Below are 20,761 nucleotides of genomic sequence, written 5' to 3' on the forward strand. Positions count from 1 at the left end.
TCGGCACGGGGCCTCGCGGGCGGGCTCGGGGCACACGGGAGCGCTTTCGGGCAGCAGCGCGCCGCGTCCACCGGCCCATTCCGCGAGGCCCGGACGTCGTCGGCACCCGGGCCGGACGGCCGGGGCGCGCTGCCGGCAGGTCCTCGGACTGACGCGGGTGCGGGCACACGCGAACGCGAACACACACAAGTACACCGTTGCGGGACAGTTCCGGATTCGCACCGGATTCCCCTGCGGCGACAGCGACCATGAGCATACATCTTGTGCCGGGCCTCGGGACTGCCCCCACATCTTGTGTCCGCTCGGTGTCCGAGAGCGCTACGGAGTGTGCCGGAGCGTCAACTCGTAGGTGAGCAGCAGGATGTCGTCGAGCTCCGGAAGGGGGTTCCAGTCGCGGCCCGGGGTGCGGGTGAAGCCCACGCGCTCGTAGAGGCGGTGGGCGCTGTGCATGGTGCGCTGGGTGGACAGCACGAGGCGCGCGCAGCCCTCGACGGCCCGCGCCCGGCCGACGCAGGCGCGCACCAGGGCCTCGCCCGCACCCCGGCCGCGCGCCTCCCGCGCGACGGCCAGCATCCGGATCTCCGCCTCCCCGGCGCGCGCGAAGTCGGCCATCGGCCCGGCGTCCGCCACGAAGGTCACGCTGCCGAGCACCCGGTCCCCCTCGACGGCGACCAGCACCTCGGCGACGGCCGCGCGCCCCGCGACGTCCCGCAGCCTCGCGAGGTACGCGTCGCTCTCCCCGAAGTCCAGCAGCCCGTCCCCGAGGTAGGCGCGGGCCGCGATCTCGCCGACGACGGGGTACTCCTCGGGCCGGGCGGGCCGGATGACGATGTCCATGGGGGCGAGTGTGCCCGACCGGCACGGCGACGGGCCGCCGGTTTTCCTCCGACGGCCCGTCACCCCGCCTCCGGGGCAGGTCCCCGCGTCCGGGACGGGTCCCGCGTTCTAGTGGGTCGCGCCCGCCGTGGCCGGCGGGAGCTCGGTGTCGACCCCCGGATCGCCCGCGTCGGCCGTGTAGTCGCCGGGCGAGGTCTCGTCCACGCCCTCCGGGGCCTTGAACGCCCTGAGGACGAAGGTGAGGACGACGGTCACGGCCACGTTCAGGACGAACGCGGTCAGACCGAGGTAGCCGATCTCCCCGATACCGGGAATCTCCTTCGAGTTGCCGCCGAAGTGCTTCTGGGTCGGGGAGGCCACCCCGTAGGCGGCGATCGTGCCGTAGAGCATGCCGACCGCCCAGCCGCCCAGCAGCGCCCAGCGGTGGAACCAGCGGGTGAAGAGACCGCCGACCAGTGAGGGGAACGTCTGCAGGATCCAGATGCCGCCCAGGAGCTGGAAGTTGATCGCGACGGTCTTGTCCATGGTCAGGACGAAGACCAGCGCGCCCACCTTCACCAGCAGCGAGACCAGCTTGGAGACCTGGGTCTCCTGGCGCGGGGTCGCGGCCGGGTTGATGAAGTCCTTGTAGATGTTGCGGGTGAAGAGATTCGCGGCCGCGATCGACATGATGGCCGCCGGTACGAGCGCGCCGATGCCGATGGCGGCGAAGGCGACGCCCGCGAACCAGTCGGGGAACATGTTCTCGAAGAGCTGGGGGATGGCGAGCTGGCCGTTGGTGACCTTCACGCCCGCCGCGATCGCCATGAACCCGAGCAGGGCGAGCAGGCCCAGCATCAGCGAGTACAGCGGCAGGATCGTGGTGTTGCGGCGGATCACCTCCCGGCTGCGGCCGGACAGCGTCGCGGTGACCGAGTGCGGGTACATGAACAGCGCCAGCGCCGAACCGAGCGCGAGCGTGGCGTACGTCCACTGGCCCGCCTCGGCCGGGACGAGCCCGCCGGCGCCCGCCGCCGTGTACTTGGCGCTCGCCGCCTCGAAGATCTCGTCGAAGCCGCCCAGCTTGATCGGGATGTAGATGATCGCCACCGCGATCACGATGTAGATCAGGGTGTCCTTCACGAACGCGATCAGCGCGGGCGCGCGCAGCCCCGAGGAGTAGGTGTACGCCGCCAGCACGCCGAAGGCGATGAGGAGCGGCAGGTCCTTGACGAACCAGTTGGTGCTGTCGCCGCCGCCCACGCCCATCACGTCCAGGACGGCCTGGATGCCGACGAGCTGGAGCGCGATGTACGGCATGGTGGCCAGGATGCCGGTGACGGCCACGGCCAGGGACAGGCCCTTGGAGCCGAAGCGGCCGCGCACGAAGTCGGAGGTCGTCACATAGCCGTGCTTGTGGGAGACCGACCACAGGCGGGGCAGGAAGGTGAAGATCAGCGGATAGACCAGGATCGTGTACGGCACGGCGAAGAAGCCGGCCGCGCCCGCCGCGTAGATCGCCGCGGGCACGGCGACGAAGGTGTACGCCGTGTAGAGGTCGCCGCCGAGCAGGAACCAGGTCACCCAGGTCCCGAAGGACCGTCCGCCCAGGCCCCATTCGTCGAGGGTGTGCTCGTCGGCGGCCCTGCGCCAGCGGGCGGCCAGGAAGCCCATGACCGTGACGGCCACGAAGAAGAAGACGAAGACGCCGAGCGCGACGCCGTTCACACCGTCCTTCACGCTTCCGCACCCCCCTTCACCGAGGCGCGGGCGCGCTGGTCACGCCGCCAGAGCTGGTACGCGACCACCGTCAGCAGCGTGGAGAGGGGTACCCACAGCAGTTGGTACCAGTAGAAGAACGGGATGCCGATGAACGCCGGGTCGGTCTTCGTGTAGGAGCCGACCCACAACATCGCCACGAAGGGCGCGATCAGGCATAAGGCGATCACCGCACGAACCGGTGTCACCACCGGTGGTTTCACTTCGGGCAGGTCTGACATCGGGCGACTCCGTCCCCTCGTAGATCACCTGGGTAACGCGCGCAGGCAATCTAGGGGACGGTCCGGCTTTAGGGAACCACCCCTGCGGGGACGGCGGACGGGGAGCGTTCGTGCCCGGGCGCACGCGCCCCCGGGCAGGAGTGCGACCCTCGGGGTACGGCTCAGTCCTGCGGGCGCTTGAGGCGGGCGACGAACTTGTACCGGTCGCCCCGGTACACCGAGCGCACCCACTCCACCGGTTCGCCCTGCCGGTCGATCGAGTGGCGGGAGAGCATCAGCATGGGCAGGCCCACGTCGGTGCCGAGCAGTCCGGCCTCGCGCGGGGTCGCCAGCGAGGTCTCGATGGTCTCCTCCGCCTCGGCGAGGTGGACGTCGTACACCTCGGCCAGCGCGGTGTAGAGAGAGGTGTACTTGACCAGCGACCTGCGCAGGGCGGGGAAACGCTTGGCGGACAGGTGCGTCGTCTCGATGGCCATGGGCTCGCCGCTCGCGAGGCGCAGCCGCTCGATCCGCAGCACCCGCCCGCCCGCGGAGATGTCGAGCAGGCCGGCGAGGGCGTCGTCCGCCGTGATGTAGCCGATGTCCAGGAGCTGCGAGGTCGGTTCGAGGCCCTGGGCGCGCATGTCCTCGGTGTACGAGGTCAGTTGGAGCGCCTGGGAGACCTTCGGCTTGGCGACGAAGGTGCCCTTGCCCTGGATGCGTTCGAGCCGCCCCTCGACGACCAGCTCCTGGAGGGCCTGCCGCACCGTGGTGCGCGAGGTGTCGAACTCGGCGGCGAGGGTCCGCTCCGGCGGTACCGGGGTGCCCGGCGGGAGCGTCTCCGTCATGTCGAGCAGGTGCTTCTTGAGACGGTAGTACTTGGGCACGCGCGCGGTACGGATGGGCGCCCCACCCTCGTTCTCCGCACTGCTGACGTCGGTGCTCATGCTCTGCCTTCCCGGCTCCGGATGCCGAAGCGACCGCCATGTCGTCGGCCGCGGCTCACATCGTGGCACGGCTCGTTGTGCGGGTGTCCCCCGCACGCTCAGTGATCCCCTCTATATACCGTTGGTGTACCCGTTGGTCTAGTCCATAGTGCGCAGACGGTGTCCCGGATCCGGCCCGGAGAGGGCCGTGGCGGTTCCTCCGCAGGCCGCGAACAGGTCCGTGATTTGTGCCGCTTGGCTACTTAAAGGTCCTTGCATATGTAGGTCCCATAACGGCCGTCTGGACGGGCTTACACACCCTTGACACCCCCTTAGGTCTAGGCCAAGCTCCGGGTACTGGTCTACACCATTGGTCCAGTCCCGGCCCCACGGGCGGTACACGGCGTATGTCACCGCGGGGGAGCAGGGGGGTTTGTGGCATCCCTGAGGAGGGTGGCGTGAAGCGCAAGCTGATAGCCGCGATCGGTATCGCGGGCATGATCTTCTCCGTCGCGGCGTGCGGCAACGAGGACAAGGCCGGGGGGTCGGACAAGGGCGCGGACGCCAAGGAGCTGACGGTCTGGCTCACGGTCGACGCCCAGAACAACTGGCCCGAGCTGGTCAAGCAGGCCGACGCGGCGATCGTGGCGAAGCACCCCGGCATCAAGATCAAGCACGAGTACTACGGCTGGCCGGACAAGAACACCAAGCTCGACGCCGTCCTCGCCACCGACAAGGCGCCGGACGTGGTCGAGATGGGCAACACCGAGATGCTCGGCTACATGGTCAAGGGCGCCTTCGCTCCCCTCGACGCCTCGAAGTTCGAGAACTCGGCCGCCTGGCTCGACGGCCTCAAGGAGTCCGTGACCTACGACGGCAAGACCTACGGCGTGCCGTACTACGCCGGTGGCCGCGTCGGCAACTGGCGCAAGGACCTCGCCGCCTCGGCCGGGGTGAAGGCCACGCCGAAGACGTACAAGGAGCTCACCGCCGCTCTGGACAAGATCCAGAAGAAGCAGGGCGCCAAGTTCAGCGCCTGGTACCAGCCCACCCGCGACTGGTACGCGGCCATGTCCTTCGTCTACGACGCCGGCGGCTCCATCGCGAAGCAGGAGGGCGGCACCTGGAAGGCCACCCTCTCCTCGCCCGAGTCGGTCAAGGGCCTCACCGAGTTCAAGAACGTCGTCGACAAGTACATGCACGGCGACAAGACCAAGGACGAGTCCGACCGCTACATCGTCTACGGCCAGGGCAAGTCCGGCATGATCTTCGGTGCCGCCTGGGAGGGCGCGACCGCCGAGGACCCGAAGAGCGACAAGACCGGCAAGCTCAAGGGCAACCTCGAGAACTTCGTGATGCCCGGCCCGTCCGGCAAGAACCTCCCGGTCTTCCTGGGCGGCTCCGACCTCGCCGTCCCGGTGAAGTCGAAGGCGCAGGCCGTCGCCGCCGAGTGGATCAACGCGTTCACCGGCGCCAAGGGCCAGCAGGGCCTGATGGGCAAGGGCAACCTGCCCAACAACAAGACCGACCTGGTCAAGCTGCAGAGCGACCCGAAGACGGCCGTCCCGGCCACCGCGGCCGAGTCGAGCTGGTTCGTCCCGATGGCGCCGGGCTGGGGCCAGGTCGAGAAGGCCCAGGTCCTGCAGACCATGCTGCAGAACATCGGCACCGGCAAGAAGTCCGTCGCGGACGCCGCGAAGGAAGCGGACGCCGCGATCGACAAGGTCATCAACACCAAGTGACCTGAGCGCGGGGCCCCGTCGGTCCTCCGTCACGGAGGCGCGGGGCCCTGCCTCCCGTACGGCCCGGCCCGGGGCCCGCCCCGGCGCCCCGCCGTACGGGACCTTCGCTTCCGTACGACCTGAGGGACCGCTGAGGAGCGCGCGATGAGTGCCGCAGACACGACCACCCCCGTCAAGGTGCCGCCCCCGCGGCAGGCACCACCACCGGCCGTCGCGAAGACACCACGCCCCCGGCGGACCTCGGGCGCGGCGGCGGTCCCCTGGGCCCTGCTCGCCCCCTGCCTGCTGGTCCTCGCGCTGGTCCTCGGCTACCCGCTGGTGCGCCTGGTCACGCTCTCCTTCCAGAAGTTCGGGCAGTCCCAGCTCTGGGGCTTCCAGCCGGCCGAGTCGGTCGGCTTCGACAACTTCGCGAAGGTGCTCTCGGACGACGAGTTCTGGGCCGTGGTCGTCCGGACCGTCCTCTTCGCCGGCGGGGCCGTCGTCTTCACGATGGTCACCGGCATGCTGATCGCGCTGCTCCTCCAGCGGGTGTCCGGCTGGGTGAAGACGCTGATCAACATCGTGCTGGTGGCCAGCTGGGGCATGCCCATCATCGTGGCCACCACCGTCTTCAAGTGGCTCTTCGACTCCGACTACGGCGTCTTCAACGCGCTGCTCAGCAAGCTCCCCGGCGTCGACATGATCGGCCACAACTGGTTCGCCAGCGGGACGCAGGGCCTGTGCGTGATCATGCTCCTGGTCGTCTGGGGCGCGGTGCCCTTCGTGGTCATCACGCTCAGCGCGGGACTCACCCAGGTCCCCGCCGAGCTGGAGGAGGCCGCACGGCTCGACGGCGCGGGTTCCTGGGGCGTCTTCCGGCACGTCACCCTGCCGATCCTCAAGCCCATCATCGTCATGCTGACGACCCTCTCCGTCATCTGGGACATGGGCGTCTTCCCGCAGGTCTTCGTCATGCGGGGCGGCCACCCCGAGGCGGAGTTCCAGCTCCTCACCACGTACTCCTACGACCGCGCCTTCGTCGTCAACGACTACGCGCAGGGGTCGGCGATCGCCGTGCTGACCGTGCTGCTGCTCCTCGGCGTGGTCGCCGTGTACATGCGTCAGATGCTGCAGATCGGAGAGGTCGAATGAGTTCCGTCGCCACGTCCGGGCGCACGTCCGCCACGGGGCGGAAGTCCTCCGGCCCCCGCAAGTCCAAGCTCGGCTGGAACCTGCTCGGCCTGTTCGTCTTCCTCACCGCGGGCTTCCCCGTCTACTGGATGCTCAACACGGCGGTCAAGCCGGCCAAGGACGCCATCGACCCCGATCCGAGCCTGTTCCCCACCGGGTTCACGCTCGACAACTTCCGCCGCGCGCTGGACATCGCCGACTTCTGGGGCCCGGTGGGCCGCAGTCTGGTCGTGTCCGTCGCGGTGGTCGTGATCGGCATCGTCGTCGGCATGCTGGCCGCGCTGGCCATCTCCCGCTTCGCCTTCCGCGGCCGCAAGGTCGTGATCGTCGGCATCCTCGCGGTCCAGATGGTCCCGCTGGTCGCCATGATCATCCCGGTCTTCCTGCTGCTGAACGACCTGCACCAGTACGACAAGCTTTCCGGTCTGATCCTCACGTACCTGACGTTCATCCTCCCCTTCACGGTGTGGACCCTGCGCGGCTTCATCGTCAACATCCCGAAGGAACTGGAGGAGGCGGCGATGGTCGACGGGTGCAGCCGCACCGGTGCCTTCGTCCGCGTGGTCTTCCCGCTGCTGGCCCCCGGCATGGTCGCGACCTCCGTCTACGCGTTCATCCAGGCCTGGAACGAATACCTCTACGCCCTGATGCTGCTGAGCCAGCAGAACCAGACCGCCACCGTCTGGCTGGGCAACTTCACCACCAAGCACGGCACCGAGTACGCCCCGATGATGGCCGGAGCCACGATGATGGCCGTGCCGATCGTCGTCCTGTTCCTCCTCGTCCAGCGCAAGATGGCCGCGGGTCTGACCGCGGGCGCCGTGAAGGGATAACGCCACCGATGACGACATTCGCCAGCGGTACCACCGCGTCCAACGCGCGGGACGGCCTGACGCGCGACGCCCTCACCGTGCTCCAGCCCGGTTTCACCGGCACCACGGCTCCGGACTGGCTGCTCCGCCGGCTCGGCGAGGGTCTCGCCTCCGTCGGCCTGTTCGGCCGCAACATCGCCTCGCCCGAGCAGCTGGCCGCCCTGACGGCCCAGCTGCGCGCCGAACGGGACGACGTCCTGGTCGCCATCGACGAGGAGGGCGGTGACGTCACCCGCCTGGAGGTGCGCACCGGGTCGTCCTTCCCGGGCAACCACGCGCTCGGCGCCGTCGACGACGTGGCGCTCACCGAGGAGGTCGCCCTCGAACTGGGCCGCCGACTGGCCGCGTGCGGGGTGAACCTCAACTGGGCGCCCTCCGCCGACGTGAACTCGAACCCGGCCAACCCGGTCATCGGCGTACGGTCCTTCGGCGCCGACACCGACCTGGTGGCACGGCACACGGCCGCCTACGTCACCGGTCTCCAGGCCGCCGGCGTCGCCGCCTGCACCAAGCACTTCCCGGGCCACGGGGACACCGCGGTGGACTCCCACCACGCCCTGCCGCGCATCGACGCGGACCTCTCGGTCCTCCACTCCCGCGAGCTCGTCCCCTTCCGGGCCGCCATCGCCGCGGGCAGCCGTGCCGTGATGAGCGCGCACATCCTCGTCCCGGCCCTGGACCCGGACCGCCCGGCCACCCTCTCCCGCCGCGTCCTCACGGGCCTGCTGCGCGAGGAACTCGGCTACGACGGCCTCATCGTCACCGACGGCATGGAGATGCAGGCCATCGCGGCGACGTACGGCATCGAACGGGGCAGCGTGCTGGCCATCGCGGCCGGCGCGGACGCCATCTGCGTCGGCGGCGGACTGGCGGACGACGACACCGTGCGCCGGCTGCGCGACGCACTGGTCGCCGCCGTCCGGTCCGGTGAGCTTCCCGAGGAACGCCTCGCGGACGCGGCGAACCGGGTGCGGGCGCTGGCCGAGTGGACCGCGGCCGCCTCCTCGGCCCGGAAGGCGTCCCCGGCCGTCCCCGGACCGGCGGTCGTCTCTTCCGCGAATGGCTTGAACGGCTCGAACGGCTCGAACGCTGCGGGCGGTACGGGTGGTGCGGGCGATGCGGATGACGTGAACGGTGCGGGTGGTACGGGTGTCACCGGCAGTGTGAACGGTACAGCCGGGACGGAGGATGCGGGCACCGCGGACGGCCCGGACGGTGCGAGTGGCGCGGACACCGCGGGCGGTTCGGGCGGTGCGAGTGGCGCGGACACGGCGGGCGGTTCGGGCGGTGGGGGTCGCGGTACGGCGGCCGGGTCCGCCCCCGTGGGCCTGGTCGCCGCCCGGCGCGCGCTGACCGTGACCCGCTCCGCGTCCTGCGCCCCGCTCACCGAGGCCCCCTACGTCGCCGCGCTCACCCCGGTCGCGAACATCGCCGTCGGCGACGAGACCCCCTGGGGCGTGGCGGCCGAGCTGGCCCGGTTGCTCCCCGGCACCGAGACCGGCAGCTTCACCGGCGATGACGCGGGCTCCTCCGCGCTCGCGGCCGCGGCCGGGCGGCCCCTCGTCGCGGTGGTCCGCGACGAACACCGCCACCCCTGGATGGCGGCGGCGCTCGACACCATGCTCGCCTCCCGTCCCGACACCGTCGTGGTCGAGATGGGCGTCCCCCAGTCGGCGCCCCGGGGCGCGCTGCACATCGCCACCCACGGCGCGGCGCGGGTGTGCGGCCTGGCGGCGGCGGAGGTCATCGCGGGCGCGTAGTACACCGGCCCCCGGGCCTCCGGGCCTGACCCCCGGAGCCCCGGGGCACCGGTCCCCGGCCCCGGTCCCCGGCCCCGGTCCCGGTCCCGGTCCCCGGCCCCCGGACCCGGCCCCCGGACCCGGTCCCCGGCCCCCGGACCACGGTCCCTGGGCCAAGGTCCCTGCCCCTGCCTTCCGAGCCCCGAGCCCCGGCCTCCGCTTTCCGGCCCCGGGCCCGGGCTCCGGCTTCCGGGCCTTGGCCTTCGGCCTCCGGGTCCTGGCCCCCCGGCCCCTGGCTTCAGGGCCCTGGTCTCCTGGCGGTCTCCGGTCCTCGGTCCAAGTGCCGGTCCCGGCTTCCGGACCTCGGCCCCGGGCCCGGTCCCGGCCCCCGGGCCCGGTCCCGGTCCCGGTCCCGGGCTTCTGGGGTCTGGCCCGGGGCATCACGTGCCGGTGCCGGGCACCCCCTCGGGGGTGCCCGGCACCGGTCTGTCTCCGTGGCGCGGCGCGCCGGGGCCGCCGTTCCTAGATGCCCTGCCAGTCCGGCTTGGCGGCGAAGGTCTGCCGGAAGTAGTCCCCGAGCTTCAGCTTGGACGCGGCGGCGTCGTCGACGACCACCGTCGCGTGCGGGTGCAGCTGCAGCGCCGACGCCGGGCAGATCGCCGAGACCGGCCCCTCGACCGTCGCCGCCACGGCGTCCGCCTTGCCCTCGCCGGTCGCGAGCAGCACCAGGTGCCGTGCCTCCAGGATCGTGCCGATGCCCTGGGTGATGACGTGGTGCGGCACCTGCTCGATGTCGCCGTCGAAGAACCGGGCGTTGTCCACCCGGGTCTGCTCGGTCAGCGTCTTGATGCGGGTCCGCGAGGCGAGGGAGGAGCAGGGCTCGTTGAACCCGATGTGCCCGTCCGTGCCGATGCCCAGCAGCTGGAGGTCGACCCCGCCGGCCGCCGCCAGCGCCCTGTCGTACTCCTCGCACGCGGCCTGGACGTCCGCCGCCGTGCCGTCGGGCCCCATGAAGGCGTCCATGCCGATGCCCAGCGGCTCCAGCACCTCGCGCCGCAGGACGGAGCGGTAGGACTCGGGGTGCTCGGCCGGCAGCCCCACGTACTCGTCGAGCTGGGCGATGCGCGCGCCCGAGGCGTCCACGGCGCCGGAACCCACCCGGGCCGCCAGTGCCGCGTAGATGGGCAGCGGCGTCGAGCCGGTGGCCACGCCGAGGAGCGCGTCGGGCTTGCGCCTGAGCAGTTCAGCCATGGCCTCGGCGATCAGCTCGCCGCCCGCCTCGGCGTCCGGGACGATGACAACTTCCACGCTGGGCCTGCCGATCTGGAGAGGGGACTCAGGAACGTGCCCGAATCCGAAGGGGGACGCATGTGGTATAGACCAATCTAGCAGAGTTGCCCTTCCGTCGCCCCGGTGGCCGTCCCGTACCGGGGGCCGGAGCGGGATAGCCTGAGGGCGGCTCCTGGTGTTGGATGGCGGACGGTGGACGACAACCGTAGGGTCCCCGCGGTGCGGACGCGGCTCCGACGCGGCCGCCGACTCATGGACGCGGCACTATGGTCTAGTCCACAATGCTCTGAGAAACTGCTACATGCCTCCGTCTTCCCCGCACAGGAAGACGGATCGAGGAACCGGCGCTCTCTGCCCTGACGGCACCGGCTCCTCCCTTCGGCCGACCGGGACCGCACACCCCACGGCCGTTGTTGCTCCGGGCTGCGGTGCCGGGAGGGCTGAGGGTCCCTCCCAGGCGCCGCGGCCCGCGGGTGTTTCCGGGGCCGTGCGGCGCTCCCGGAGCCCCGGACGCGCGGCCCATTTCGGGACCTGTCGGATCCTCCGGGTACGCTCGCACACGTGCCCTCCATGAACGACCTCGTACGCCAGCACACAGCCCTCGACGACTCCGATCTCGAGTGGCTGCATCTGCTGGTCTCGGAGTGGCAGCTGCTCTCCGACCTCTCCTTCGCCGACCTCGTCCTGTGGGTCCCCACGCGCGACGGCACCCGTTACGTCTCGGTCGCCCAGATGCGCCCCAACACCGGCCCCACCTCGTACCAGGACGACATGGTCGGACACCTGGTCCCGCGCGGCCGCCGCCCTCTGCTGGACGCGGCGCTCGACGAGGGCCGGATCGTGCGCGAGGGCGATCCCGAGTGGCGCGAGGAGGTGCCGGTCCGGGTCGAGTCCATCCCCGTACGACGTGAGGGCCGTGTCCTCGGTGTCATCGCGCGCAACACCAACCTGCTCACCGTGCGCACCCCGAGCCGCCTCGAACTGACGTATCTGCAGAGCGCGTCGGACCTCGCGCAGATGATCGCGGCGGGGACCTTCCCGTTCCCCGACCAGCAGGTCGACATGGACGCCTCGCCCCGGGTCGGCGACGGACTGATCCGCCTCGACGCGGACGGCATCGTCCAGTACGCCTCGCCGAACGCGCTCTCGGCGTACCACCGCATCGGTCTGGCCTCCGACCTGGTGGGCCACAACCTCGGCACCACGACCGCCGAACTCGCCCCCTCCCGGGGCCCGGTGGACGAGGCCCTGTCGAAGGTCGCCAGCGGCTGGGCGCCCCGCGAGTTCGAGATCGAGAGCGCCGACGGGGTGATCCAGCTCCGGGCGATCCCGCTCAAGCCCAAGGGCACGCGCGTCGGTTCCCTGGTCCTGCTCCGCGACGTCACCGAACTGCGCCGCCGCGAGCGCGAACTGATCACCAAGGACGCCACCATCCGGGAGATCCACCACCGGGTGAAGAACAACCTCCAGACGGTGGCGGCCCTGCTGCGGCTGCAGGCCCGCCGCATCGAGTCGGACCGGGGCCGCGAGGCCCTGGAGGAGGCCGTCCGCCGGGTCGGTTCGATCGCGATCGTGCACGAGACGCTCTCCCAGAACCTGGACGAGCGGGTGGAGTTCGACGAGATCGCCGACCGGGTGCTCGCCATGGTCGCCGAGATCTCGCCCGGCAAGGTCACCGGCCGGCGCACCGGACGCTTCGGCATCCTGGACGCCGAGGTCGCGACCCCGCTGTCCATGGTGCTCACCGAGGTCCTGCAGAACGCGCTGGAGCACGGCTTCCGCGAGGGCGACCGGGGAACCGTCGAGGTCTCCGCGGTGCGCGGCGGCACCTCCAGGGACGCCCGGCTGCTGGTCACCGTGCAGGACGACGGGGTCGGACTGCCCGAGGGCTTCGACCCGCACCGCTCGGGCAACCTCGGCCTGCAGATCGTACGGACGCTGGTGGAGGGCGAGTTGGGCGGCAGCTTCGACATGGTGGCCGCTCCGGAGCGCGGCACCCAGGTGCTCCTGGACATCCCGGTGGTCGTGTCCAAGTGACCGGCCCGCACCCGGTGCGCGGGGCCGCGCGAGCGGCCCGCGCGGGGGCGGCAGGCACCCCCGGGACCCCGTCACTCACAGTGACAGGTTCCGGACGCGAACAGCAATGAGCCCCGGACCACAGGTGGTCCGGGGCTGAAAGCTCGTTGCATCAAGCGCATCGGGGTACTGCGCGCTGCGGCTCGGGGGCGGGAGTTGCGTACTCGCTGTACGCGCCGCCAAGCTCAGGCTCGTGCGGGGCGGAACGTCAGGCGGTGGCCTGACGAGCTCGGTTGCGGGCGGCACGGCGCTTCATTGCGCGGCGCTCGTCCTCGCTGAGGCCACCCCAGACGCCGGAGTCCTGGCCGGACTCGAGCGCCCACTGCAGGCACTGCTCCATGACGGGGCAGCGGCGGCAGACGGCCTTGGCTTCCTCGATCTGCAGCAGCGCAGGACCGGTGTTGCCGATGGGGAAGAAGAGCTCGGGGTCTTCCTCGCGGCAAACGGCGTTGTGACGCCAGTCCATGGCTGCTACCTCTCCTTGGTATTACATGCACGTTGCTTGTGAATGTGAACGCTTTCACGAATCCCTCGACAAGTGAAGGGCCGACAACCAGACGGGCTGGTGTGGTCCTTGGAATTGAGGAGGGGTTCCGGTGCTCTGTGGGGCCGATGTTGCGGGCCGTCCCGAGCGCCACGTAGAGACTCGCAAACCTCGGCGGCGGATACAACCCCTTCCGGAAAGTTTTTTTTGATTCCTCGGTATGCACTGAGTCACAGCCGTACTTCCATGGGGTGGACCGTGGCCTAAACGTTCGAGTGAAAGGAGTTTGGGCCCTTCCGCTCACACAATCACACGCAGTGCACGGCGTACGCCTGTGAACGTCACGCTCGTACGCAGTCCCAGATGGTCGCCGTCCATCTGAAGGGGGAGCGGCACCTTCGAATGCAAGGTGAAGTCCGCCAGGTCATGCAGAGTGACGGCATGCTTGCCCTGGGGTCCACGCTCGGGGGACGAAGTGAGCAACTGGGTGGCATACCGGGCGACCGCCGGCGTCGACATGCGGCTGAGTCCGAGTACGTCGAGTCCGGTATCGAACGAGGCCTTAGGTGCCGCGTACACCGGACGATTGCCGAGAAACGTCCACGGCGAGGTGTTGCAGATGATCGACAGGACGAGATCGGTGACCGGGTCGGCGCCGGGGCGCTCCAGCGTGATCATTCCGTGCCGGCGGTGGGGATCGTCCAGAAACTGCCGCAGCACCTGGCGGAGATACAGCGCGTGCGTGGAGCGCCGACCCCGTTCGCGCTGCTGTTCGACCCGGCCCACGACCCCCGCGTCGAAGCCGAGGCCCGCGCAGAAGGTGAACCAACGGGAGGGGACGGACTCGTCCTCGGTGCCGGGCGTGCCCGCGGCCAGCCCGAGGCCGACCGTGCGCTCGCGCTCCTCGCGCAGCGCGTCCAGCAGGGCGCCGGTCGCCTCCACGGCGTCGTTCGGCAGGCCCAGGGCGCGGGCGAAGACGTTGGTGGAGCCGCCGGGCACCACGGCGAAGCCCGGAAGGCGATCGGGGTCGGGGCCCCGGTGCAGCAGACCGTTCACGACCTCGTTGACCGTGCCGTCCCCGCCGAGGGCCACGACCAGGTCTATGTCGTCGCTGTCCGCGGCCTGCCGGCCGAGGTCCCTGGCGTGCCCGCGGTACTCGGTCATGACCGCTTCGAGTTTCATCTCGCTGGCCAGTGCATGGATCAGCACGTCACGCGTACGCGCACTGGTGGTGGTTGCCGCCGGATTGACCACGAGAAGTGCACGCATGCGATGCAGCTTACTTACTGGGTGGTACTCGTCCCAGACCGAGGTGGGGATCCGGTAAGAGTCCGCAGGTGGCGCCGGTGTGCGGAATCGGCCCGGCGCGACGCCCGTGACCGGTGGGGTTCCTGGCCCCGGGGCAGCCGGGCGCCCGGGAGCGACGGCTACTCTTCGGGGGTGAGCCGTGAGCAGAATCCCACACCCGACGCCCTCCACTCCGACCCCCGCCCCGGACGGCTGACCGCCGCGGCGGCGCTGGCCGCGCTGGAGGGGACCGCCCTCGTGGCGGGCGGCGTCTGCGTCCTCGTCCTCGGTCTCACCGGCGATCCCGACAGCCGGCGGCAGGCCGTCACCGGCGGCATCACGCTGATCGCGCTCGCGCTGCTGCCGTTGCTCGCCGCCCGCGGACTGCTGCTGCGCCGCTCCTGGAGCCGGGGCCCGGCCCTCGTCACCCAGGTCCTGGCACTGCCCGTCGCCTACACCCTCCTCCAGGCCGACAGCGTCGCCATCCCCGCCGGCATCGCCCTCGCGGTGGTCGCGCTGACGGCCCTGGTGCTGCTCGCGAACCCGGAAACGACGCGGGCCCTCGGAATCCGAGGGCCCGGCGGCGACGAGAAGTAGCGGGGCTCACTCCTCGACGAGGAGCTTCTCCCGGAGCTGGGCCAGCGTGCGGGCCAGCAGCCGCGAGACGTGCATCTGCGAGATGCCGACCTCCTGCGCGATCTGCGACTGCGTCATGTTGCCGAAGAAGCGAAGGAGCAGGATCCGCTTCTCCCGCGGGGGCAGGTCCTCCAGCAGCGGCTTCAGCGACTCGCGGTACTCGACGCCCTCCAGCGCCTCGTCCTCGGCGCCCAGGGTGTCCGCGACCGCCGGGGACTCGTCGTCCGTGTCGGGGACGTCCAGGGACAGCGTGGAGTACGCGTTGGCGGACTCCAGGCCCTCCAGGACCTCCTCCTCCGAGATGGCCAGCTTCTCGGCCAGCTCGTGGACCGTCGGGGAGCGGCCGTGCAGCTGGGAGAGCTCCGCGGTCGCCGTGGTCAGCGCGAGGCGCAGCTCCTGCAGACGGCGTGGGACGCGCACCGCCCATCCCTTGTCGCGGAAGTGCCGCTTGATCTCGCCGACCACCGTCGGGGTCGCGTACGTCGAGAACTCGACACCCCGCTCCGGGTCGAACCGGTCGACCGACTTGATCAGCCCGATCGTCGCGACCTGGGTCAGGTCGTCCAGCGGCTCGCCTCGGTTGCGGAAGCGGCGGGCCAGGTGCTCGACGAGCGGCAGGTGCATGCGGACGAGCTGGTTGCGCAGCTCCGCGTACTCGGTGCTGCCGTCCTGCAGCTTGCGCAGCTCGACGAACATCGCCCGCGCCCCGCTGCGGTCCTGCGGGTCGTGCTGGACGTGCCGGTCGTTCGGCTCGTGCTGCGCGCCCTGCTCGGTGTTCCGCTCGTGCTGCGCACCCTGCGCGCCCTGCGCGTCCTGTTCCGCGTTTCGCTCGTGCTCGCTCATAGTCCCGCCCGTCACCATTTCCCGAGCTCGAGGCTCTTCCCCCGTGTCCTCGGCCGCGCTCGAACCGGGGGGACCTCCCCGGACGGGGAGGGTTCCCGGCTGCGCCGCTACTGCCGAGGAGACGCCGATCTCCGGATGCGGCCGGGCCTGTTCGGGGATGCCGTCGACGCCCTCCGCCGTGTGCCGCGGTCCGTCCGGACCGTCGGCGCGCTCCGCGGGAGGCTCCCGTGTGCCGCGCTCATCGTCCCGCACCGGCCCGTCCCCGTTCCTCACGCCGGCCCGGGTCCCGCGCCGCGTTGTTTGCAGAGGCTGATCGACACGGTCCTGTCCTCGGCGACGGAGGAGTCGACCTTGCCCGCGAGTGCCGACAGGACCGTCCACGCGAAGGTGTCACGTGACGGAGCGTGACCGTCGGTGGTCGGCGCCGAGACGGTGACCTCCAGTGAGTCGTCGATCAGCCGGAAGACACAGCTGAGCACCGAACCGGGGACGGCCTGCTGCAGCAGGATCGCGCAGGCCTCGTCCACCGCGATGCGCAGGTCCTCGATCTCGTCGAGGGTGAAGTCCAAACGGGCCGCCAGCCCGGCCGTGGCCGTGCGCAGTACCGACAGGTAGGCACCCGCGGCCGGCAGCCGGACTTCCACGAAGTCCTTCGTCGCGGGCTCGCCTGCGATCTGGGACACCCTCACCTCCATGGTGGTACAAGCTCATTCGAGCTCTTTCGGGGGCCGAGGGTCGCCCCCCGGGGTAACGCGCTACGTCGTTCTGCGGTGACGCTACCGCGCTCCCGACTTTCCTGTCCTGGGGACCCCGCCCCTTGCTGTCACTCATAGTAAGCCCATGAGTACGGACAGTGGCTAGGGGTCTGCGGCCCCAAATAGGAACAGCGCGCGCCGGGTTGACGTACCCAGACGTCAGACCCTCGAACCGTCCGGATCGTGAGTCACGCACGTACGTGATCCACGGCTCAGACGAGTACGTGGTCCACGAAACACCAACGCCAGTTCTCCCCCTGCTCGAACGTGCGCATGATCGGATGTCCCGTGGCGTTGTGGTGCTCCGAGGCGTGCCGCAGCGGCGAGGAGTCGCAACAGGCGAGATGTCCGCACTCCAGGCACAGCCGCAGCTGCACCGGGTGGGTACCGGCGGCCACGCACTCCAGACAGGTCTCGCTCCCGGGGACGGGCTCGGGCCGCGGCAGCGCGTCGGTGTGCGTGCACTGTTTCATGATTGCCAGGTTACGTCGGGCGTGCGGGACACCGCGCGGAATTGTCGGGCGCGCGCGGGAGACCGCGCGGAGAACGAGGGCGGGCGGAAGACGATGGACGTGTTGCCACTGCTGTTGCTGGTCGCGGGGAGCGCGGCGGTCGCCGGGGCCGCCCGCCGCACCCCCGTCCCGGCACCCCTGCTGATCGTCGCCGTGGCCCTGCTGGTCTCGTACGTCCCCGGGGTGCCCGCGTACGAACTGGACCCGGACGTCGTGCTCCCGCTCGTGCTGCCCCCACTGCTGTACACGGCGGCCACCGACAGCTCCTACCTGGACCTGAGGGCCCAGCTGAGACCCGTCGCCCTGCTGTCGGTCGGCTACGTCCTCTTCGCGACCCTCGTGGTCGGCTGGGCCGCCTATCTGCTCGTGCCGGGCCTGCCGCTGCCCGCGGCGCTCGTCCTCGGCGCGGTGGTCGCGCCGCCGGACGCGGTGGCCGCGACGGCCGTGGCGCGCCGGGTGGGCCTGCCCTCGCGGATCACCACCATCCTCCAGGGCGAGTCCCTGGTGAACGACGCGACCGCGATCACCGCCTACAAGGTGGCGCTCGCCGCGGCGGTCGGCGAGGGCGCGACCTGGGCGGACGGCATCGGCGAGTTCCTGGTCGCGTCGGTCGGCGGGGTGGCCGTCGGACTCGTGCTGATGATCCCCATCCACTGGCTGCGCACCCACATGAACGAAGCGCTCCTGCAGAACACCCTCTCCCTGCTGATCCCCTTCGTCGCCTACGGCATCGCCGAGCAGTTCCACGCCTCCGGGGTGCTCGCCGTGGTCGTCGTCGCGCTCTACGTCGGGCACCGCTCCTGGGAGGTGGACTTCGCGACCCGGCTCCAGGAGGAGGCGGTGTGGAAGATGGTCGCGTTCGTCCTGGAGTCCGCGGTCTTCGCGCTGATCGGACTCCAGCTGCCGGTCGTCCTCAAGGGCCTCGGCGCCTACGAGGGGACGACCGCCGCCTGGTACGCGCTCGTCCTCTTCCTCGTCGTCGTCGTGACCCGCTTCGTGTGGGTGTACCCCGCCACCTTCCTGCCGCGCCTGCTGTCGGCGCGCATCCGCGAACGCGAGGACAACCCCACCTGGAAGGGGCCGTTCGTCATCGGCTGGGCCGGCATGCGCGGCGTCGTCTCGCTCGCCATCGCCTTCTCGATCCCGCTCACCGTGCACGGCGGCGAGGCGTTCCCCGGCCGCAACCTGATCCTGTTCCTGACCTTCACCACCGTCATCGGCACCCTGGTCGTCCAGGGCCTGACCCTGCCCCCGATCATCCGGCTGCTGAAACTGCCCGGACGCGACCCGCAGGCCGAGACCCTCGCCGAGGCCAACGCCCAGGCGCAGGCCTCCCGCGCCGCCGAGGAGCACCTCGACGAACTCCTCGCCGACGAGCGCAACGCCCTGCCGCCGCCGCTCGCCGAGCGTCTGCGCACGGTCATGGAGCGGCGCCGCAACGCCGTCTGGGAGCGGCTCGGCGCGGTCAACCCGGTCACCGGCGAGACGGCGGACGACACCTACCGCCGGCTGTCCCGCGAGATGATCAGCACCGAGCGCGACGTCTTCGTCAAGCTGCGCGACCACCGCTACATCGACGACGAGATGCTGCGCACGCTGCTGCGCCGGCTCGACCTGGAGGAGGCGGCGGCCTACCGGGAAGCCGCCTGAGGGCCGTCGGCCGCGGCGGGGAAGGGGGCTCCGGTGATCACCGCCGCCACCGTCGTGCCGCGCGGGAACGCGCCCTCCCCGGCGAGGACGACAAGTCCGTAGAGCATCTTGGCGACATAGAGACGTTCGACGGGCAGGGCGTGCCGCTGCTCGAAGTCCTCGGCGAAGGAGTCGAGTTCGGCGGTGGTGCGGGCGTAGCCGCCGAAGTGGAAGCGGTCGTCGAGGGACCAGTTCCCGCGCCGGGCGCCGAACGCGGCGGTCTGGAGGGCCGCCGTGTCGGCGTCGAGGAAGCCGCCGCGCAGGACGGGGATGCCCAGCGCGCGCTGACGGGGGGCGAGTCCCGCGGCCGTCCCGGCGAGGGTGCCGCCGGTGCCGCAGGCGAGGGCGGCCACGTCGACGCCGTCCGCGTCGCGCAGTTCCTCGCCGAGCGCCCGGCAGCCGCGTACGGCGAGGGCGTTGCTGCCGCCCTCGGGCACCACGTACGCGTCCTCGGTGCCCGTGGCGCGCAGGATCCCGGCCAGCGTCCCGGGGTCCGTCTTGTGCCGGTATGTCGACCTGTCGACGAAGTGCAGGCGCATGCCGTCGGCGGCACAGCGGGCCAGTGAGGGGTTGAGCGGGCGGTCGGCCAGCTCCTGGCCGCGGACCACGCCCAGGGTGGGCAGGCCCAGCAGACGGCCCGCGGCGGCGGTGGCGCGCAGGTGGTTCGAGTACGCCCCGCCGAAGGTGACCAGCGTGCGGCCCGCCGCCGCTTCGAGGTTCGGCGTCAGCTTGCGCCACTTGTTGCCGATCAGCTCCGGGTGGATCAGGTCGTCCCGCTTCAGCACCAGCCGGACCCCGTGCCGCGCGAACCGCTCGTCCGCGGTCTCCGACAGCGGCGACGGAAGCCGTGGCGGGGGGCCGACGGGGCCGGGCCGGCCGCCCGGGGCGCGGGAGTCCCCGGGGGCGGGACCGGGGGTGGCCGCGGTGGAGTGGTCCGGGGCGCCGGGAACGGCACGGTCCGGGACGTCGGGGCTGGTCACGCCTCCATTGTCGGACACCTGTCCGGGAGGGGCGGGGCGCGGGGGTCGGGGGCGGCCCCCGTCCCCGACGCGGGGCCCGCGACGCCTGCCGGCCGCGGAGGCCGGGGGCCGGCCGGACGCAGGTCCCGGAAGCGGCCGGGCGGCCTGTCCCGGAGGCGGCCGGACGCCCGGCCCCGGCGTGGGGCCCGCGACCTGCCGGACACGGAGACCCCGAGGCGGCCGGACACGGAGACCCCGAGGCGGCCGGACACGGAGACCCCGAGGCGGCCGGTGCCTGTGCCGGGCGTGGGGCCGGGTGGCCGGACGCCAGTCCTCGGGGGCGGCCCTCCGCCCTGGTCCCCGGGTTCTCAGCTCACTTCAGCAGCTCGCGGACGCGTGCCCGCAGGGAGCTCATGGTGAAGCCCCGCGGGTCCACCTTCCCCGGCTGCCACTCCAGGTGGCCGATGACCGAGCGCTCCGTCCAGCCGTGGAACCGGCAGATCGCGGCGGAGACCTTGGCGATGGCGTCGAGCTGCACCTCGGGCCACGGGTCCTCGCCGTCGCCGAGGTTCTCGCACTCGAAGCCGTAGAAGTGGCGGTTGCCGTCGGTGTTCGCCTCGTTGTCGTGCGGCAGCGCCCTCTCGGCGATCACCGCGCGCAGCACGTCGTCGTCGCCGAGACCCGCGTGGTTGGCGCGGCCGTAGCCGACCAGGTGCACGACGCCGTCCTTGGTGATGACCCCGTGGCACAGCGGACCGGGCAGGGCGTCGTGGCCCTCGCGGCACAGCCCGACCGTGAACGCGCTGCCCGAGGTCACCGTGTGGTGGATCATCACCCCGTGCACCGGGCCCCACGGGCCCTTGTGGTTGCGGTTGTGGTGCTCCCAGTCGCCGACCTCGACGACGCGGACGCCTTCGTCCCTGATCCGGTCCAGGAACCTGCCCGCGGACATGGGCGATGCCATGGCCGACTCCTTCGCGCTGTAC

General features: G+C 71.3%; 19 protein-coding genes and 1 riboswitch. Of the genes, 7 read left to right on the forward strand and 12 right to left on the reverse strand.

Features of this window, described 5'->3' with window-relative positions; translation table 11 throughout:
- Positions 1–116: 116 nt before the first annotated feature.
- Positions 117–266: riboswitch (cobalamin riboswitch) on the reverse strand.
- Between the two features lie 52 nt (positions 267–318).
- The 4 genes from ACFW6B_RS33185 to ACFW6B_RS33200 all read right to left on the reverse strand — a co-directional run bounded on the left by ACFW6B_RS33185 (position 319) and on the right by ACFW6B_RS33200 (position 3,742).
- Entirely contained in the window at positions 319–837 is a 519-nt protein-coding gene (locus ACFW6B_RS33185) for a GNAT family N-acetyltransferase (RefSeq protein ID WP_386602004.1), read from the reverse strand.
- A 108-nt stretch (positions 838–945) separates the two neighbouring features.
- The gene (mctP, locus tag ACFW6B_RS33190) at positions 946–2,556 is read right to left on the reverse strand and encodes a monocarboxylate uptake permease MctP (protein ID WP_386602006.1); all 1,611 of its coding nucleotides are present in this window, start codon (positions 2,554–2,556) and stop codon (positions 946–948) included.
- Positions 2,553–2,816: a DUF3311 domain-containing protein gene (locus ACFW6B_RS33195; RefSeq protein ID WP_386602008.1), complete on the reverse strand. Its 264-nt coding sequence runs from the start codon at positions 2,814–2,816 to the stop codon at positions 2,553–2,555. The genes mctP and ACFW6B_RS33195 overlap by 4 nt, the downstream gene beginning before the upstream one ends.
- Before the next feature lie 161 nt (positions 2,817–2,977).
- Positions 2,978–3,742, reverse strand: coding sequence for a GntR family transcriptional regulator (locus tag ACFW6B_RS33200; RefSeq protein ID WP_351552819.1), 765 nt, complete (start codon positions 3,740–3,742; stop codon positions 2,978–2,980).
- A 437-nt stretch (positions 3,743–4,179) separates the two neighbouring features.
- On the opposite strand from ACFW6B_RS33200, the gene ACFW6B_RS33205 reads away from it, so the two are divergent.
- The 4 genes from ACFW6B_RS33205 to ACFW6B_RS33220 all read left to right on the forward strand — a co-directional run bounded on the left by ACFW6B_RS33205 (position 4,180) and on the right by ACFW6B_RS33220 (position 9,265).
- A complete protein-coding gene (locus ACFW6B_RS33205) occupies positions 4,180–5,463 on the forward strand; it encodes an extracellular solute-binding protein (RefSeq protein WP_386602010.1) in 1,284 nt (427 codons plus the stop codon).
- A 144-nt stretch (positions 5,464–5,607) separates the two neighbouring features.
- Positions 5,608–6,594, forward strand: coding sequence for a carbohydrate ABC transporter permease (locus tag ACFW6B_RS33210; RefSeq protein WP_386602012.1), 987 nt, complete (start codon positions 5,608–5,610; stop codon positions 6,592–6,594).
- Positions 6,591–7,466 (forward strand): carbohydrate ABC transporter permease, encoded by an 876-nt coding sequence (locus ACFW6B_RS33215; RefSeq protein WP_386602014.1) that lies wholly within the window; start codon positions 6,591–6,593, stop codon positions 7,464–7,466. The genes ACFW6B_RS33210 and ACFW6B_RS33215 overlap by 4 nt, the downstream gene beginning before the upstream one ends.
- An 8-nt stretch (positions 7,467–7,474) precedes the next feature.
- Complete coding sequence (locus ACFW6B_RS33220; protein WP_386602016.1) at positions 7,475–9,265, forward strand: glycoside hydrolase family 3 protein; 1,791 nt, start codon at positions 7,475–7,477, stop codon at positions 9,263–9,265.
- Between the two features lie 501 nt (positions 9,266–9,766).
- On the opposite strand, the gene nagB is transcribed toward ACFW6B_RS33220, so the two are convergent.
- A complete protein-coding gene (nagB, locus tag ACFW6B_RS33225) occupies positions 9,767–10,552 on the reverse strand; it encodes a glucosamine-6-phosphate deaminase (protein ID WP_386602018.1) in 786 nt (261 codons plus the stop codon).
- A 543-nt stretch (positions 10,553–11,095) separates the two neighbouring features.
- On the opposite strand from nagB, the gene ACFW6B_RS33230 reads away from it, so the two are divergent.
- Complete coding sequence (locus tag ACFW6B_RS33230) at positions 11,096–12,571, forward strand: PAS domain-containing sensor histidine kinase (protein WP_151472840.1); 1,476 nt, start codon at positions 11,096–11,098, stop codon at positions 12,569–12,571.
- 247 nt (positions 12,572–12,818) lie between these two features.
- Here ACFW6B_RS33230 and ACFW6B_RS33235 read toward each other — a convergent pair whose 3' ends face one another.
- Positions 12,819–13,076, reverse strand: coding sequence for a WhiB family transcriptional regulator (locus tag ACFW6B_RS33235; protein ID WP_006380970.1), 258 nt, complete (start codon positions 13,074–13,076; stop codon positions 12,819–12,821).
- Between the two features lie 318 nt (positions 13,077–13,394).
- On the reverse strand, positions 13,395–14,363 hold the full coding sequence (locus tag ACFW6B_RS33240; RefSeq protein WP_386602021.1) for a diacylglycerol/lipid kinase family protein: 969 nt from the start codon (positions 14,361–14,363) through the stop codon (positions 13,395–13,397).
- Positions 14,364–14,534: 171 nt separating this feature from the next.
- Here ACFW6B_RS33240 and ACFW6B_RS33245 point away from each other — a divergent pair, with 171 nt between their 5' ends.
- Positions 14,535–14,978, forward strand: a complete 444-nt coding sequence (locus ACFW6B_RS33245; RefSeq protein WP_386602023.1) for a hypothetical protein — start codon at positions 14,535–14,537, stop codon at positions 14,976–14,978.
- 6 nt (positions 14,979–14,984) lie between these two features.
- On the opposite strand, the gene ACFW6B_RS33250 is transcribed toward ACFW6B_RS33245, so the two are convergent.
- The 3 genes from ACFW6B_RS33250 to ACFW6B_RS33260 all read right to left on the reverse strand — a co-directional run bounded on the left by ACFW6B_RS33250 (position 14,985) and on the right by ACFW6B_RS33260 (position 17,088).
- The gene (locus tag ACFW6B_RS33250) at positions 14,985–16,133 is read right to left on the reverse strand and encodes an RNA polymerase sigma factor SigF (RefSeq protein ID WP_386602025.1); all 1,149 of its coding nucleotides are present in this window, start codon (positions 16,131–16,133) and stop codon (positions 14,985–14,987) included.
- The gene (locus tag ACFW6B_RS33255) at positions 16,130–16,543 is read right to left on the reverse strand and encodes an anti-sigma regulatory factor (RefSeq protein WP_386602027.1); all 414 of its coding nucleotides are present in this window, start codon (positions 16,541–16,543) and stop codon (positions 16,130–16,132) included. The genes ACFW6B_RS33250 and ACFW6B_RS33255 overlap by 4 nt, the downstream gene beginning before the upstream one ends.
- 284 nt (positions 16,544–16,827) lie before the next feature.
- Positions 16,828–17,088, reverse strand: a complete 261-nt coding sequence (locus ACFW6B_RS33260; protein ID WP_386602029.1) for a UBP-type zinc finger domain-containing protein — start codon at positions 17,086–17,088, stop codon at positions 16,828–16,830.
- Between the two features lie 93 nt (positions 17,089–17,181).
- On the opposite strand from ACFW6B_RS33260, the gene ACFW6B_RS33265 reads away from it, so the two are divergent.
- Complete coding sequence (locus ACFW6B_RS33265) at positions 17,182–18,777, forward strand: Na+/H+ antiporter (protein WP_386602031.1); 1,596 nt, start codon at positions 17,182–17,184, stop codon at positions 18,775–18,777.
- On the opposite strand, the gene ACFW6B_RS33270 is transcribed toward ACFW6B_RS33265, so the two are convergent.
- Both ACFW6B_RS33270 and ACFW6B_RS33275 read right to left on the reverse strand, forming a co-directional pair.
- On the reverse strand, positions 18,759–19,649 hold the full coding sequence (locus ACFW6B_RS33270) for a 1-aminocyclopropane-1-carboxylate deaminase/D-cysteine desulfhydrase (RefSeq protein ID WP_386602083.1): 891 nt from the start codon (positions 19,647–19,649) through the stop codon (positions 18,759–18,761). The two genes, ACFW6B_RS33265 and ACFW6B_RS33270, sit on opposite strands and share 19 nt — an antisense overlap.
- A 499-nt stretch (positions 19,650–20,148) precedes the next feature.
- Positions 20,149–20,739, reverse strand: coding sequence for an N-acetylmuramoyl-L-alanine amidase (locus ACFW6B_RS33275; RefSeq protein WP_386602033.1), 591 nt, complete (start codon positions 20,737–20,739; stop codon positions 20,149–20,151).
- Between the last annotated feature and the right edge of the window lie 22 nt (positions 20,740–20,761).

It is taken from the genome of Streptomyces sp. NPDC058751, assembly GCF_042746485.1.
GTDB lineage: Bacteria > Actinomycetota > Actinomycetes > Streptomycetales > Streptomycetaceae > Streptomyces.